The following is a 14,126-nucleotide window of genomic DNA, read 5'->3' on the forward strand; positions in this document are numbered from 1 at the left end:
AATCACCGATTGCGATAATGAAGGAATGGCAAACCAAGCGTCCTGAGTTATTTACCAAGAAGGTGGTTAATCACACGGGACCCGACACCTAGCCAATTTGGCATCTGTTCATCAGTTACCTATCCTGAAAGGTGAACATAGCGTTTTCAAAGCACTTTTTAATAAACGCGCAAATTTTAATTAACATGCAAAGCACTTTTTTAAAAACGTGCGCTACTAAGCAGCTCAGAGATACCACTGGGCCAGGAGGAAAAAGCATGACAGCACTCGCAAATCAAGCTTGTGAACCTTGCAGCGGTAATGCGACCCCGATGACCAAAACAGAAGCGCAAGACGCGCTAACCGCACTGCCACAGTGGAAGATTAACGATGGCGATGGCATTATGAAGCTTACGCGAAGCTATCATTTTGACGACTTTGTTAGCGCTCTGGCATTTACCCAGCGCGTTGGCGACATCGCTGAGCAGGCCGGTCATCACCCTATGATCACCACCGAATATGGAAAAACCACGGTGACGTGGTGGTCGCATGAAATTGGCGGTCTGCACCAAAATGACTTCATTTTAGCCGCCAGAACCGATGAGGTAGCCGAATAAATGTTTGAGCATATTGAGCGAGTCCCTGGAGATGCCATTCTCGGGCTGATCGAAGCTTTCAAAAAAGACACCAACCCACAAAAAGTGGACTTAGGTGTCGGCGTTTACCGTGATGCCGAGGGCAACACACCGGTAATGCGTGCCGTTAAGGAAGCTGAAGCTCGCCTGCTCAAGAATGAAACCACCAAAACCTATATTGGCTCGCACGGAGCCCCTGCCTACGGCGACGTGGTACTGCCGATGGTGCTGGGAAAAAACTCTCCCGTGCTTAATGCCAATCGTGCCAGCGCGACACAGTCTCCCGGCGGCACGGGCGCGCTTCGCTTAGCCGCAGACTTTATTGCAAAACAACTGCCGGATAAGGGAATTTGGGTTTCTGACCCAACGTGGCCAAACCATCACGGTATTTTCACTGCCGCCGGCATTGCGCTGCACAAGTACCCTTACGTTGACGCCGAAAATCGCCTTGATTTTGATGGCATGCTGGCAGCCCTTAAACAAATCCCGGAAGGTGATGTGGTCGTGCTGCATGCCTGTTGCCATAACCCCACGGGCTTTGATCTCTCCAAAGAACAGTGGCAAACCGTGCTCCAAGTCGTGCGCGAGCGCAATTTGTTGCCATTGATCGACTTTGCCTACCAAGGCTTTGGCGAAGGTTTGGAAGAAGATGCTTACGGCGTGCGCTTGATGGCCGAAGAACTGGATGAAGTGATTATCACTAGCTCCTGCTCGAAAAACTTCGGCATTTACTGCGAACGCACGGGTTGCTTGATCATGGTGGCAAAAAATAGTGAGCAAATGGAAAACATTCGCTCACAAATTGCTATTGTCGCGCGGGAAAACTACTCCAACCCGCCAGCCCACGGTGGCTCTATCGTCAGCGATATTCTTCATGACGACGAACTAACCGCCATGTGGCACGAAGAGCTCACTGAAATGCGCGACCGTATTAACACGTTGCGCCGCGATTTCGTTAAAGCGCTGAAGCCTTACGGGCTGGATGATAAGTACGCTTGTGTCGCCGAGCAGCGTGGGATGTTTTCTTATACCGGTTTAACACCGGAGCAGGTGGACCGTTTACGCGATGAGTTCGGCATTTACATGGTGCGCTCGGGTCGTGCCAATGTGGCTGGCTTCTCTCAAGAGAACCTCCCTTACTTGGCTAAGGCGATTGCCACCGTGAACGGTAAGGCATAAACGCTCGCTTATTCTTCGTAATATCCCTTAAACGTCCGGGCATTGCCTGGGCGTTTTTTGTTTTCAATCTAACGACACCCGCTACTACCCAGCGGTGGCGTTGGCAATGCTGCCCTATTTCGCCAACTACGTGATGACACGTTTTAACCGCGGTGCCGAAGAGGTGGTCAGCGATATCTCTAATGCCATCGTGATCATGGGTCAGGGCGCGATGTTCATGGCAATTTTCCTCGGCGCGATGACCGTTTCTGTCATCGACCATCAGTTCCGACGGGCCACCACCTTTGCGGTGATTGCGGCAGGGTTTTTATGGGTTGGGCTAATGCACGCGCCCAAGCTCACCCTTAATGCTGCGCCGGACTTTGTCGTGGGCTATTTAGCCATGGTAGTGCTTTTTGCTTATTTTGCCTTTCAACAGCGAAACGAAAGACACTAAACCGGCTTTGCGACACCCGCCTGCCGATGTGGGCGGGAGAGAATCCTTTTCAGCACAGCCCACGCGGTCAACCCCGCCAACACATTGCCAAAAGCGGCGCCTAGTGCCAGTCCCATCCACCCACCAAGCTGCGCCCCTAACCACAAAAAGGGCAAATAGCAGATAAAGAGCCGCGCTGCGGAAATTAGCATCGACCGCAGCGGCCACCCCAATGCATTACCTGCCGACACCACTAACATACACACACCGAGAGCGGCATAGCTTGGCAACAAAAAGCGGATCAAAAGCGCCAGCGCCTGCTGAACGTCTGGCTGGCCAGCCAGCGCCAGCGCCACCCAAGGGGCGCCCAGCGCCATCAACATCCCAAGGCCTAGCTGCCAAATCACGGCAACTTTCAACGCCAAGCGCAGCAGCCGATGAATCTGTGGCCAATCTCCTGCCCCGTAGCAGCGCCCAAGCCAGGGCGGCAGTGACATCGTCATGGCCAAAATCACCATCAACGACAACGTTTCCAAGCGGCTCGCCAAACCCCAAGCCGCGACGTAGGTTTCACCAAGCGGTGCCACAAGGGAAATCGCAAGCATCGCGGCCAACGGTGGCATTAACTGACTTATCATGGCAGGTCCAGCAATCCCGGCAAACGGCTTATAAGAGCACCTTACTTCTTCTTTCAGGCCTTCCAAAATCAGCCAATCTTTGCGTGCGAGTTTACGGCACGTTACGAAAAGCCCGCTTGAAAAGGCCAGAACCGTTGCCCAAGCTGCACCGGGTAGCCCAAGGCCTTCCCATGGACCGATGCCGAAAATAAGCAACGGGTCGAGCACCAGGTTAACCAAGCTGCTCAGCACCATCATTTTGCCTGGCAGTTTGGTATCCCCATGGGCACGAAAAAGACTGTAAACAAAATATAACAGCGCCCCGAGCCAAGCAGCGAACAACTGTGGCGCCCAGTAAGGGCGAATGTTAGCAAGTGCGGCTTCATTCGCGCCGAGTAGGGTAAACACTGGCCGCTGCATTCCCCAAAGTAAAAGCACCAGTAGCGCAATCAAGGCGCCACCGACCATCAGCACTAAAGTACTTAGTCGCTTAGCCTGTGCTTTCTCTCCAGCCCCCAGTGCTCGGGAAATAAGGGCCGCAATCGCGATCCCTAAGCCCACCTGAATGCCGATAATGAAAAAGGAGAGCGGGAAGGTAAACGACTGAGCGGCCAGTGGTGCCGTCCCTAGGCGAGCGATAAACGCGCTGTCTACCAGTTGAAACCCTAGCAATGCCAATACACCAATCGCCATCGGCCACGTTTGCTGCCAAAGTGTTCTACCTAATCCATAGGGCTTCTCAATATCGACCACCTAATCCATCTCCCTCGTCATCTAAGTCAAACGCACAAACAGTCAAACGCAAAAACGCCACCGACCTTAGAAGGAAGGTGGCGCTACCTTAATAACGCTACCGCTTACTGACGGACACCTTCGAATGTCACGTAAAGCTCAAGCGCGTGCATAGATTCAGGGAAAGAACTCATGTCAATACCAAAATCAGAAAGGGTCAGCATTGTGCTGCCTTCAAAACCTGCACGGTAGTTACCCCAAGGGTCATCGCCTTCGCCCATCAGCACGACCGGCATTTCAATTTCTTGCGTTTCGCCGTGCAAGGTTAGATTACCGGTGATAACACCTTCATTATCGCCAGTCGTTTCAAAGCCTGTTGTGGTAAACATTGCCGTGGGGTATTCATCCGCGTCTAAGAAATCGTCGCCTAAAATATGGCGGTCGCGCTCGGCATGATTGGAGTTGAGACTCTCCACCTGCACTTCTACCTCAACAGACGAATCCTGTAAATTCTCGGAATCGTAAAAGAATTCACCGGAAAAATCTTCAAAGCTACCTAGAATGTAAGAAAATCCTAGATGGCTAATTTTGAACTGCACAAAGGCATGCTGACCTTCAGTATCAATCACGTAAGTATCCGCTTGTGCTTGGCTTAGTGGCGCTAAGCTTGCAGCAGCAATGGCGGTAGCAAAAGCAGCTTTTTTTAACATGGTTTATCTCCTTCGGGTGGACTAACGCATCACCACGATGGCTTGTCAGTGCGACGGCTGTGCCTGGGGCTCAACATGCGCACCAAAGTGTTGTGATGATCAATAAAGTGGTGTTTCATCGCCGCCAGCGCATGGCCAGTCGCTAGGGCGATCAGCGCTAGCGCACTGTACCAGTGGATATTACCCGCAATGCTTGCTTGGTTGGGAAAACCGTCGAGCAGGGCGGGCACTTCAAACCAGCCAAAAACGCTAATGCCACTGCCCTTGGCAGTCGAAATCAAGTACCCACTCATCATCACGGTAAGTAGCACTATATAAAGGGCGATGTGGCCAACGTGCGCGGCAACAGCTTCTAAACGGCTCCCTTCAGCGTGCGGTGTAGGTTGAAAAAAGCGCCCTAGTAAACGAACAAGCGTAAAGAAAAATAACAGCACACCAACTGAGCGATGAATCCACGGTCCTTGGTTGTACCAAGGGTCATAATACCCCAGCCCCGTCATCCACCAGCCGAGTATAAACAACCCGATGATGGTGACAGCGCTCAACCAATGAAGCCCTATGCTAATAATGCCCCATCCATTGTGTGTGTTGCGCCACATCGTGCTTGTCCTTTTGCGTATTATCTACCTTTCATAATACTCGTCACCGTGGTTAAAAACTGCTGAAAAAAGCAGAACACATCATTCGTAAAAACATATTCATAAGAACCGTGTTGCACTTGCCGCCGGCACAATTGGCTAGCAATGGCGTGCTTAATGTCGTCAACCCTATTTCACCAACCTTATTTCACCCACTATTTAGCTTTAAAAAAGTAGCGCAGAATTTATAATTCCAGCATAAGAGGTACTACTAACGAGGATGCGCTATGTCTACTACCCTACCCGCTCGTGTCACCCTTGACGATCTCACGCAATGGTCAGAACCCCTACCCGACGTAGAAGTACACGGCCTTGATATGGGTTGGTACATCGTTCGTCTACATCAGGATGAGGTTGTCAGTTTGCTCACTGACCAGAAAGGAGAAACGCAACGCTTTACCGGCACACAATGGATTGGCCGTACGCTGGCACCGCTAGGTTTCACCCACGGCACATTGACTTGGGCTGACGCCGCCGATGAAATGATTGGCACCGATGTGCCGCCTGTTACCGCTCAGCAGCGCATGGCCCATGGTGTTCGCGTGGCGTTCAACCAGACCTGCATTTGAGACGCATTTAGCGCGAAAGTTGATCCAACCCGCGGGCTAAGTCGCACTGAATGTCGCCTTGGCCCTCAAGCCCTACTGCCACGCGTATCAACCCCGGTGTAATCCCTGCGGCCGATTTTTGCGCATCGGACAGACGCCCGTGAGTCGTGGTGGCTGGGTGTGTAATTGTGGTTTTCACATCCCCCAAATTGCCGGTGATCGACACCATCTGCGTGGCATCAATGACTTGCCACGCCGCCGCTTGACCACCGTTCACTTCAAACCCCAACACCGCACCAAAGCCTTTTTGCTGCTGCTTGGCGAGCGCGTGTTGAGGATGATTTTCTAAACCACTGTAGTACACATGCGCCACCCCCGGGTGCTGCTCAAGCCACCGCGCCAACTGCAGCGTATTCTCGCAGTGCGCGTTCATCCGTAGCGAAAGAGTCTCTAGTCCCTTGGTAAACACCCATGCATTAAACGGGCTCAAGCACGGCCCGCAAGTGCGTACCACACCAAAGACTTCTTCTAATAGCGGATGATTACCTACCACAGCGCCGCCCACGGCTCGCCCTTGGCCATCCAAATATTTGGTCGCTGAGTGAATCACCAAATCGGCGCCCAATGCCAAAGGCTGCTGCAGCGCCGGCGTTAAAAAGCAATTATCAATCGCCAATAAGGCATCGTGACGCTTTGCCAACGCGGCCAGTGCCGTAATATCGGCAATTTCCGCTAGCGGGTTCGATGGCGTTTCAGCAAACAGTAACTTGGTCGCCGGCGTAATGGCGGCTTCCCACGCATTAAGATCGGAAAGCTCCACATAGCGGGTGGTAATACCTAACTTACCCAAATACTTATCGAACAGGCTGACCGTGGAGCCAAACAGCGAGCGCGACGCAACAATCTCGTCGCCAGCCTGCAAAAGCGCAAGCGCTGTTGACAGAATCGCGGACATACCGGAGCTTGTGGCTACACAGCGCTCTCCGCCCTCAAGTGCGGCCAGGCGCTTTTCAAATGTGCGCACCGTCGGGTTAGTAAAGCGTGAGTAGACATTACCCGGTTCTTCGCCACCAAACTTTCGCGCTGCCTCCGCCGCGCTGCCGTAGACAAAGCTAGAAGTGGGGAAAATCGGCTCAGAATGCTCTTGTTCAGCAGTACGCTCATGACCAGCACGAATCGCCAGCGTTTCCAGTGACCACGACGGTTCTACCGTATCGTCTTGCATTCAATTACTCCTCACCGCAATACATAACGTAAAACAAGTACAAAATTAATCGTCGAGGTCGTCGTCCTGGTTATGCATATCCACTAACGCGTGGTCTCCTGCGCTATGGTCCTTGGCGGCATCACTGCGACTTACCTCAAGCGCTTGAAGATACGCTTCATCAATATCATCAGTGACGTAGTTGCCATCAAAAACCGAACAATCAAAATCATCTAACGCAGGGTTCACTTCGCGACACGCGGCTTTCAAATCCTTCAAATCTTGATAGAAAATGCGATCAGCGCCAATCAACTCGCCCACTTCTGCTTCGCTACGCCCATGAGCGATGAGCTCTGAAGCAACAGGCATATCAATACCGTACACATTCGGATAGCGTACCGGCGGAGCGGCAGAGGCAAAGTAAACATTGCGTGCCCCCGCATCGCGGGCCATTAAAATAATCTGTTTGCAGGTAGTCCCCCGCACAATCGAGTCATCCACTAACAGTACATTTTTATCTTTAAACTCGATGTCAATGGCATTGAGCTTTTGGCGCACGGATTTCTTACGCTGGGTCTGCCCCGGCATGATGAATGTGCGGCCAATATAGCGGTTTTTCATAAAACCTTCGCGATAGGTCACGTTCAGGTGCTGTGCCATCTCCAGCGCCGAAGTACGCGATGTATCGGGAATCGGGATCACCACGTCGATATCGTGCTCGGGCCACTCGTTAAGAATACGATCTCCAAGCTTACGCCCCATTTGCATCCGCGTACCGTAAACATAAGCGCCATCCAGGATAGAGTCAGGCCTTGCCAAATAAACATGCTCAAAAATACAAGAACGCAACAACGGACGATCCGCGCATACCTGCGTATGAATATTGCCTTGCATATCAACAAATATCGCTTCGCCAGGCGATAGATCCCGCACTAACTCAAAGCCGCCTACGTCCAGCGCAACAGACTCAGAAGCAATCATCACTTCTTGCTGGCCTTCATGCTCACGGGTACCAAATACAACCGGACGAATGCCGTTGGGGTCGCGAAAAGCCACCATGCCAAAACCGTTGATGATCGCCACAGCTGCATAGCCGCCCTTACAACGGCGATGTACCCGACGAATGGCATCGAAAATATCCTCTGCTTCAAGATGCAGCCCTTGTTTGCCTAACTCGTGGGCAAACACGTTGAGCAGCACTTCAGAGTCGGAACTGGTATTGATATGACGAAGATCAGTAGAGAAAAGTTCTTGCTTGAGCTGCTCAGAGTTGGTCAGGTTGCCGTTATGGGCCAACGCAATACCGTAGGGAGAATTGACATAAAATGGCTGTGACTCTGCCTCGCTAGACGAGCCGGCCGTTGGATAGCGAATGTGGCCAATACCTAAGTTGCCCTTCAAGCGCGCCATGTGACGGGTATGGAAAACATCGCGCACAAGACCGTTACTCTTGCGCAGTAAAAAGCGTCCTTCGCTCCAGGTCATCATCCCGGCAGCGTCCTGGCCCCGATGCTGTAGTACGGTCAAGGCATCATAAATCGCCTGATTTACCGTCTGCTTGGCCAGAAGGCCCACTATACCGCACATACTGTCTTACCTCGCTTGATACCCAGGCTTACTCAATAAGCCATCGATTAGTAAACTTTGTCTCAACGGGACACTCGCGTTGCCCTTTAGCCTTCAACGCTTTGACGAAAATCCGGTAACGGCACGTCTTTCAGCGAATCGGGCGCGCGGGGTAACTCGCCTTCCCATTGGTCAAGTTGGCTCACTGCCCAGTCACGCAGCTGCTCAAAACTGGGGCGTAGCGACGCCTCTTGCCATGCCTGCAACTCGCCAAGCGGTGTAAGCGTGATCAATACTGTTGCGATAAGTAAAATCACCATACCGCGAGCGACACCGAACGCCGCCCCCGCCAAGCGATTTAGAAACCCCATGCCGACCCACACCACCGCGGCATGCACCATGCGAATGACGATGCCACAAAGTAAGATCACCGCGAAAATCACTAACGCAAAGGCGAGAACTAAGCGCGCATCAAAACTCTCGATAAAACCGGCCATTAACTCGGCAACCGGTTCAGCGAGCACGCGAGCGACCAATAGCGCCACTACCCAGGACCCAAGCCCCAGCGCTTCGCGTACCAACCCACGCACAAAGCCTGCAAGCATCGACAACGCTAAAACGGCTAAAAAAAGCGCGTCGATCCAAGTTAACGCCATCGCTTAATCCCCCACGCGTACGAGCAAACCTTGCTGATTTACCCGTTCTTTGATCAACGTAGAGGCACGCTCGCCATCAGCTGAGCTTGCGAAGGGGCCGACGATGACGGTAGTTAAGTCGTCGCTGCGCTCACGGGTGTAAACATCAAATCCGTTCTCTTCCAACTGGCGTTTAAGGCGTGCCGCATTATCGGGATTCCCAAAGGTTCCCACCTGAACGCCCCACTCTCCTCGTTCACTGGTAGCAGGGACCGCCTCTTCTGCCGCCCGACGCTGGCTATCGGCCTGCGCCATTAGGGCAGCAATAGGGTCATCCTCCACCTGCGGAGCACTGTCTTGTGATTGAGTTTGCGCCGATGCTTCATCTTCAGGCTCGTTGCCAGCAGAATCCGTGACCGCTGCGTCTTGGTTTATGGGCGTTTGCACCTGAGAAGAGTCGTCAGTCTGTTGAGGTAACGCCTCATCATCTGAGCTAGCAACGTCACTTGAGGAAGAGAGATCAATAGATTCCGGAGGCACGGGTTCCGCGACGTCATGACGAGGCGCGTCGATCGGCTGTTCGATGGTAAAGGACGGCTGCGGGCGCTCCTCGCGGGGAGCAGGATCACTCATTAACCAGGGGATCAAAATCGCGGCCAACGCTAACAGAATAACGATGCCACTGATGCGCTCCGTTTTACCGTATTTCATGCCTTTTCTCCCTTGGGAGCGCCCTATCAAAGCGCGTCAATCAGGCGGTTGCTTCGTGTGGCGCCTGAGGTAACGTGATGTTAAGCAATGCTCCAACGGTAAAAAAAGACCCCGTCGCCAGCACGATATCGCGTGTCGTTAGCTCTCTTCCCAGCCACTTGGCACCCTCCTCAGGCGTATCGCCACAGTAACGAACGCAGCCACTTTGGTGCTCAATCACCGCTTTTAGCGATGTTGCCGAACGCCCGCGGGAACCCGCAAGCGACACACACACCCAATCAGTCACTCGCGGCATCAAGTGCGCTATCACCGTGTCAGCGTCCTTATCATCCAGCATACCAACCAAACACCAAAGACGCCCTTGAGGTGAGGGTAAACGGCTCGCGACATAGGCAGCGGCATGAGGATTATGACCAACGTCTAAACACCACTGACCGAGCCACTGCATACGCCCCGGGAGTGTGACGCTGGCTAATGCATCTCGCGTTGTGGCCGCGTCAAGAGATAACCCCGCAAGCGTAAGCGTTTGCAGCGCCGTCGCGGCGTTATCAAGCGGTAAGCCGGGAACAGGCAATTCCGTCCACGACACAGCTTGCCCGTCCTCGCGGCTACCATGCCATTCCCAGCCGCCTTCACCTTGCGGCACATGACGAAAGGCTTGACCAAGAGCGAAAAGTGGCGCGTTTAGTGCTTTCGCTGTTTCTTGTACGCTATCAGGAAGCGTTTCGCTTCCCAGCACGGCAGGGTGGCGTGGGCGCAAAATACCCGCCTTTTCGCGGCCAATTTGTTCCAGGTCGGTGCCTAAAAAATTGGCGTGATCTAGGGCAATCGTGGTAACAACACCGATATCGGCATCAACGATATTCACCGCATCCAGGCGGCCACCCAGCCCGACTTCCAACAGCACAAGGTCAAGCTCAGCATTAGCAAAACACCAAAGCGCGCATAGGGTGCCAGCTTCAAAATAGGTCAGGCTGACTTCCGGCGCTTTCAAGCGGGCATGTTCTATTGCTTCAAACCCCGCTACTAACACGTCATCGCTCGCCGGCTCACCATGAAGCGTAATACGCTCGTTGTAGCGCACCAGGTGAGGTGAGGTATAAGCCCCCACCCGCTGACCGTGAGCGCTTGCCACTGCCGCTATTATTGCAAGCGTAGACCCCTTGCCATTGGTGCCCGCCACTGTGATCACCTTAGGCGCGAGAGACGATTCTAAAAGCCCTAAACGCATGGCCACTTCACGCACACGCTCAAGCCCCATATCAATACCGACAGGGTGAAGTCGCTCTAGGTACGCAAGCCATGCCGCCAAATCGTTAGGCATTATGCGGCTTTTCGTTGGTAGAGGGCGTTGGCGTTTCCTCGGCGCTGATCCAGCTCGTCGCCTGATCTTCGCTACGATCTGCCGCATTAGCGACAGCAGGCTCATCAGCGACCGGCTCAATAATTCCGCCCTTTCCAGCCGCTTCGGCATCGTCCGCTTGAACAAAGGGGGCGTGATGGGTCAATTTACGCAACACACCGCCTAAGCGCTTACGCATATCGCGGCGATGAACGATCATATCCACGGTGCCATGCTCTAGCAGAAACTCGCTGCGCTGAAACCCCTCCGGCAGTGTTTCTCGCACCGTTTGCTCAATCACGCGAGGGCCGGCAAAACCGATTAACGCGTTGGGTTCGGCCACGTTTAGATCCCCCAGCATCGCCAACGAGGCGGACACGCCGCCAAAGACTGGATCGGTCAATACGGAAACATAAGGCACGTCCGCCTGTTTCAACTTCTCCAATGCCGCCGAGGTTTTTGCCATTTGCATCAAAGAAAAAAGCGCTTCTTGCATGCGCGCACCGCCTGAAGCAGAGAAGCAAATCAGCGGGATTCGCTCTTCCAACGCTACCGTCGCGGCGCGGACAAATTTTTCACCCACTACGGCGCCCATTGAGCCGCCCATGAAAGTGAACTCAAATGCAACGGCAACCACTGGTAAGCCATCAAGCTGACCACGAAAACTCACAAGAGCATCTTTTTCACCGGTGTCTTTTTGCGCCGCGGCCAAACGGTCTTTGTACTTTTTCGAGTCGCGAAACCTCAACCGATCGATTGGCTCGATTTCGGCAGCAATTTCGTCTCGTCCCTCTTTATCTAAAAACCAATCCAGACGCTTGCGCGCCGTCAAGCGCAGGTGATGGTCACACTTAGGGCAGACGCTGTAATGTTTTTCCAGCTCCGGAAGGTAGAGCACCGCTTCGCACTTAGGACATTTGCGCCAGAGGCCGTCCGGCACGCTGGCACGACGGTCTTTACGCTGGATACGCCCCATAGAGGGCACAATTTTATCTAACCAGCTCATATCAAAATCTTTTCCGTTATACGTCAATGCCTGGCAAAGCCAGGCGTTGGTAAGTGTTTAACTAAGAACTAAAAAACGTGTAGCGCAATACCCTAGCGTAGACGAATTTTACGCATCCATGGCCGAGCGCATATCCGCCAGCACATCTTTCAATTGACCGGGTATAATCTCAGGTGTTTGCGTATTTTCCGCAATGCGATTCACCAACGCACTCCCGACGATCACGCCATCTGCGACATGGGCCACTTCTGCTGCTGTCACGCCATCGCGAATACCAAACCCAACACACAAGGGCAAACTCGTAATTTCACGAAGAGGGGCTAGGTGCGCCGCTACATCAGCTGCATTCAATGAAGCGGAACCTGTCACCCCTTTGAGCGAGACGTAATATATATAGCCTTGTCCGTGGGCGCATATTGTAGCGGCGCGTTCATGAGAAGTGGTAGGGGCAACGAGAAAGATCGCGGCTAAATCGCGAGATTTCATTAACGGACCGATCTCTTCGGCTTCTTCGGGCGGCATATCGACGATCAGCACACCGTCTACCCCGGCATTCGCTGCTTTATCGGCGAACACCTCATAGCCAATTCGCTCGATGGGGTTCAAGTACCCCATCAAGACCACCGGTGTTTGCGTATCGGCTTGGCGAAACTCTTTCACCATTTCAAACAAATCCATCAAGCGCGTGCCATGCTTCAACGCGCGTTCGCAGGCTTTTTGAATAACAGGCCCGTCCGCCATCGGATCAGAAAACGGCACGCCAAGCTCAATCACATCCGCGCCCGCCTCCACCAAGGCATGCATAAAACCAACCGTATATTGCGGCGCCGGGTCACCCGCGGTGATATAAGGGATGAGCGCCTTACGGCCTTGCGCTTTGAGTTCGCTAAAGCGTTGATCAATTCGATTCATTGCTATCCCTTAAAATTCAATGCCGTCGAGCTTAGCGACCGTCATAATATCTTTATCGCCGCGGCCTGAAAGGTTCACCACGATGTGCTGGTCGGCTCGCATGGTGGGCGCCAATACTTTGGCATACGCCAAGGCGTGAGCTGACTCTAGCGCCGGCATAATTCCTTCCATGTGGGTTAACTCCCGGAAAGCCTTCAACACGTCATCGTCGTTGGCCGCCACATAGTTGACCCGCCCAACGTCTTTCCACAGAGCGTGTTCTGGGCCGACACCTGGATAGTCAAGACCTGCAGAAATCGAATGCGTATCAGAGACTTGGCCCGCTTCGTCAGACATTAAATAGGTGCGGTTACCGTGCAATACACCACGCGGGGCATTGGAGGAAAGGGGTGCCGCGTGGCGCCCTGTTTCAACCCCATCGCCCCCCGCTTCAACGCCGTACATGGCGACCTCTTCGTCCTCGACGAAAGGATAAAACAAGCCCAGCGCATTCGAACCACCGCCCACACATGCGATTAATGCATCCGGCAGTCGGCCAATTTGCTCCATTGACTGTAGACGCGCTTCACGCCCGACCACGGCGTTAAAGTCGCGAACGATACGGGGATACGGGTGGGGACCAGCGACAGTGCCGATGATATAAAAGGTGTTATCCACATTCGTCACCCAATCACGCAGCGCTTCGTTCATCGCATCTTTCAACGTGCGCGTCCCCGATTCCACGGGGATAACGCGCGCGCCCAGAAGGTGCATGCGGTAAACATTAAGCTTCTGACGCTGCACGTCAGCAGCCCCCATATAAACATCGCACTCAAGCCCTAATCGCGCCGCCACCGTCGCGGAAGCAACGCCATGTTGCCCCGCGCCGGTTTCCGCGATGACTCGCGGTTTACCGATTTTCTTAGCCAGCAGCGCTTGGCCAATGGTGTTGTTAACCTTGTGAGCACCGGTGTGGTTTAAATCTTCGCGCTTAAGCCATATCTGCGCACCGCCGATTGCCTGCGACCAACGTTCGGCGTGGTAAAGCGGTGACGGGCGCCCAACATAGTGCGCTAAGTCGCGGTCGAACTCAGCCTGAAACTCTGGGTCATCGCGTAAAGTGGCGTAGATATTTTCCAGATCTTCCAGCGCAAAGCTCAGGGTCTCTGACACGAAACGACCGCCATACGGGCCGAAGTGACCACGGGCATCGGGCATTTGGGTCAAATTGTTAAATTTTGACGTGGCGCCCGTCGGTGCAGAGCTAGTCGGTGCGGAGCTAGTCGTTGATAAACCAGTCACAGGGGTACCTCACAAG

General features: G+C 53.4%; 14 protein-coding genes and 1 pseudogene. 4 read left to right on the forward strand and 11 right to left on the reverse strand.

What is annotated here, in order from left to right:
- The first annotated feature begins 257 nt into the window (after positions 1 to 257).
- The 3 genes and pseudogenes from QC823_RS14680 to QC823_RS14690 form a co-directional block, all read left to right on the forward strand.
- The gene (locus QC823_RS14680; protein WP_309657095.1) at positions 258 to 596 is read left to right on the forward strand and encodes a 4a-hydroxytetrahydrobiopterin dehydratase; all 339 of its coding nucleotides are present in this window, start codon (positions 258 to 260) and stop codon (positions 594 to 596) included.
- Complete coding sequence (locus QC823_RS14685) at positions 597 to 1,793, forward strand: amino acid aminotransferase (RefSeq protein ID WP_309657096.1); 1,197 nt, start codon at positions 597 to 599, stop codon at positions 1,791 to 1,793.
- Positions 1,794 to 1,854: 61 nt separating this feature from the next.
- Positions 1,855 to 2,229: pseudogene (locus QC823_RS14690) on the forward strand (NCS2 family permease); the annotation flags it as partial.
- On the opposite strand, the gene QC823_RS14695 reads toward QC823_RS14690, so the two are convergent.
- The 3 genes from QC823_RS14695 to QC823_RS14705 all read right to left on the reverse strand — a co-directional run bounded on the left by QC823_RS14695 (position 2,226) and on the right by QC823_RS14705 (position 4,866).
- A complete protein-coding gene (locus QC823_RS14695; RefSeq protein ID WP_309657120.1) occupies positions 2,226 to 3,518 on the reverse strand; it encodes an MATE family efflux transporter in 1,293 nt (430 codons plus the stop codon). The pseudogene QC823_RS14690 and the gene QC823_RS14695 overlap by 4 nt on opposite strands.
- A gap of 164 nt (positions 3,519 to 3,682) precedes the next feature.
- Positions 3,683 to 4,267 (reverse strand): YceI family protein, encoded by a 585-nt coding sequence (locus QC823_RS14700; RefSeq protein WP_309657097.1) that lies wholly within the window; start codon positions 4,265 to 4,267, stop codon positions 3,683 to 3,685.
- A gap of 29 nt (positions 4,268 to 4,296) precedes the next feature.
- Positions 4,297 to 4,866, reverse strand: coding sequence for a cytochrome b (locus QC823_RS14705; RefSeq protein ID WP_309657098.1), 570 nt, complete (start codon positions 4,864 to 4,866; stop codon positions 4,297 to 4,299).
- A 266-nt stretch (positions 4,867 to 5,132) separates the two neighbouring features.
- Here QC823_RS14705 and QC823_RS14710 point away from each other — a divergent pair, with 266 nt between their 5' ends.
- On the forward strand, positions 5,133 to 5,474 hold the full coding sequence (locus tag QC823_RS14710) for a DUF6482 family protein (RefSeq protein ID WP_309657099.1): 342 nt from the start codon (positions 5,133 to 5,135) through the stop codon (positions 5,472 to 5,474).
- Positions 5,475 to 5,481: 7 nt separating this feature from the next.
- Here QC823_RS14710 and QC823_RS14715 read toward each other — a convergent pair whose 3' ends face one another.
- The 8 genes from QC823_RS14715 to trpB all read right to left on the reverse strand — a co-directional run bounded on the left by QC823_RS14715 (position 5,482) and on the right by trpB (position 14,026).
- Positions 5,482 to 6,678: an O-succinylhomoserine sulfhydrylase gene (locus QC823_RS14715; RefSeq protein ID WP_309657100.1), complete on the reverse strand. Its 1,197-nt coding sequence runs from the start codon at positions 6,676 to 6,678 to the stop codon at positions 5,482 to 5,484.
- A 45-nt stretch (positions 6,679 to 6,723) separates the two neighbouring features.
- The gene (gene purF / locus QC823_RS14720; protein WP_309657101.1) at positions 6,724 to 8,244 is read right to left on the reverse strand and encodes an amidophosphoribosyltransferase; all 1,521 of its coding nucleotides are present in this window, start codon (positions 8,242 to 8,244) and stop codon (positions 6,724 to 6,726) included.
- 86 nt (positions 8,245 to 8,330) lie between these two features.
- Positions 8,331 to 8,879 (reverse strand): CvpA family protein, encoded by a 549-nt coding sequence (locus QC823_RS14725; protein ID WP_309657102.1) that lies wholly within the window; start codon positions 8,877 to 8,879, stop codon positions 8,331 to 8,333.
- A gap of 3 nt (positions 8,880 to 8,882) precedes the next feature.
- On the reverse strand, positions 8,883 to 9,569 hold the full coding sequence (locus QC823_RS14730) for an SPOR domain-containing protein (protein ID WP_309657103.1): 687 nt from the start codon (positions 9,567 to 9,569) through the stop codon (positions 8,883 to 8,885).
- Between the two features lie 40 nt (positions 9,570 to 9,609).
- Complete coding sequence (gene folC / locus QC823_RS14735) at positions 9,610 to 10,893, reverse strand: bifunctional tetrahydrofolate synthase/dihydrofolate synthase (RefSeq protein ID WP_309657104.1); 1,284 nt, start codon at positions 10,891 to 10,893, stop codon at positions 9,610 to 9,612.
- A complete protein-coding gene (gene accD, locus QC823_RS14740; protein ID WP_309657105.1) occupies positions 10,886 to 11,917 on the reverse strand; it encodes an acetyl-CoA carboxylase, carboxyltransferase subunit beta in 1,032 nt (343 codons plus the stop codon). Before accD ends, folC begins: the two co-directional genes overlap by 8 nt.
- Before the next feature lie 108 nt (positions 11,918 to 12,025).
- The gene (gene trpA / locus QC823_RS14745) at positions 12,026 to 12,829 is read right to left on the reverse strand and encodes a tryptophan synthase subunit alpha (RefSeq protein ID WP_309657106.1); all 804 of its coding nucleotides are present in this window, start codon (positions 12,827 to 12,829) and stop codon (positions 12,026 to 12,028) included.
- Between the two features lie 9 nt (positions 12,830 to 12,838).
- A complete protein-coding gene (trpB, locus tag QC823_RS14750) occupies positions 12,839 to 14,026 on the reverse strand; it encodes a tryptophan synthase subunit beta (protein WP_309657107.1) in 1,188 nt (395 codons plus the stop codon).
- Positions 14,027 to 14,126 lie beyond the last annotated feature (100 nt).

It is taken from the genome of Vreelandella vilamensis, assembly GCF_031451755.1.
Lineage (GTDB): Bacteria > Pseudomonadota > Gammaproteobacteria > Pseudomonadales > Halomonadaceae > Vreelandella > Vreelandella vilamensis.

Coding starts and splice junctions, on each gene's coding strand:
- QC823_RS14700 (WP_309657097.1), bottom strand. CDS start 4,267: ATGTTAAAAAAAGCTGCTTTTGCTACCGCCATTGCTGCTGCAAGCTTA.
- folC (WP_309657104.1), bottom strand. CDS start 10,893: ATGCCTAACGATTTGGCGGCATGGCTTGCGTACCTAGAGCGACTTCAC.
- trpA (WP_309657106.1), bottom strand. CDS start 12,829: ATGAATCGAATTGATCAACGCTTTAGCGAACTCAAAGCGCAAGGCCGT.
- QC823_RS14715 (WP_309657100.1), bottom strand. CDS start 6,678: ATGCAAGACGATACGGTAGAACCGTCGTGGTCACTGGAAACGCTGGCG.
- QC823_RS14705 (WP_309657098.1), bottom strand. CDS start 4,866: ATGTGGCGCAACACACACAATGGATGGGGCATTATTAGCATAGGGCTT.
- QC823_RS14710 (WP_309657099.1), top strand. CDS start 5,133: ATGTCTACTACCCTACCCGCTCGTGTCACCCTTGACGATCTCACGCAA.
- trpB (WP_309657107.1), bottom strand. CDS start 14,026: ATGCCCGATGCCCGTGGTCACTTCGGCCCGTATGGCGGTCGTTTCGTG.
- QC823_RS14685 (WP_309657096.1), top strand. CDS start 597: ATGTTTGAGCATATTGAGCGAGTCCCTGGAGATGCCATTCTCGGGCTG.
- QC823_RS14730 (WP_309657103.1), bottom strand. CDS start 9,569: ATGAAATACGGTAAAACGGAGCGCATCAGTGGCATCGTTATTCTGTTA.
- QC823_RS14680 (WP_309657095.1), top strand. CDS start 258: ATGACAGCACTCGCAAATCAAGCTTGTGAACCTTGCAGCGGTAATGCG.
- purF (WP_309657101.1), bottom strand. CDS start 8,244: ATGTGCGGTATAGTGGGCCTTCTGGCCAAGCAGACGGTAAATCAGGCG.
- QC823_RS14725 (WP_309657102.1), bottom strand. CDS start 8,879: ATGGCGTTAACTTGGATCGACGCGCTTTTTTTAGCCGTTTTAGCGTTG.
- QC823_RS14695 (WP_309657120.1), bottom strand. CDS start 3,518: ATGGCGATTGGTGTATTGGCATTGCTAGGGTTTCAACTGGTAGACAGC.
- accD (WP_309657105.1), bottom strand. CDS start 11,917: ATGAGCTGGTTAGATAAAATTGTGCCCTCTATGGGGCGTATCCAGCGT.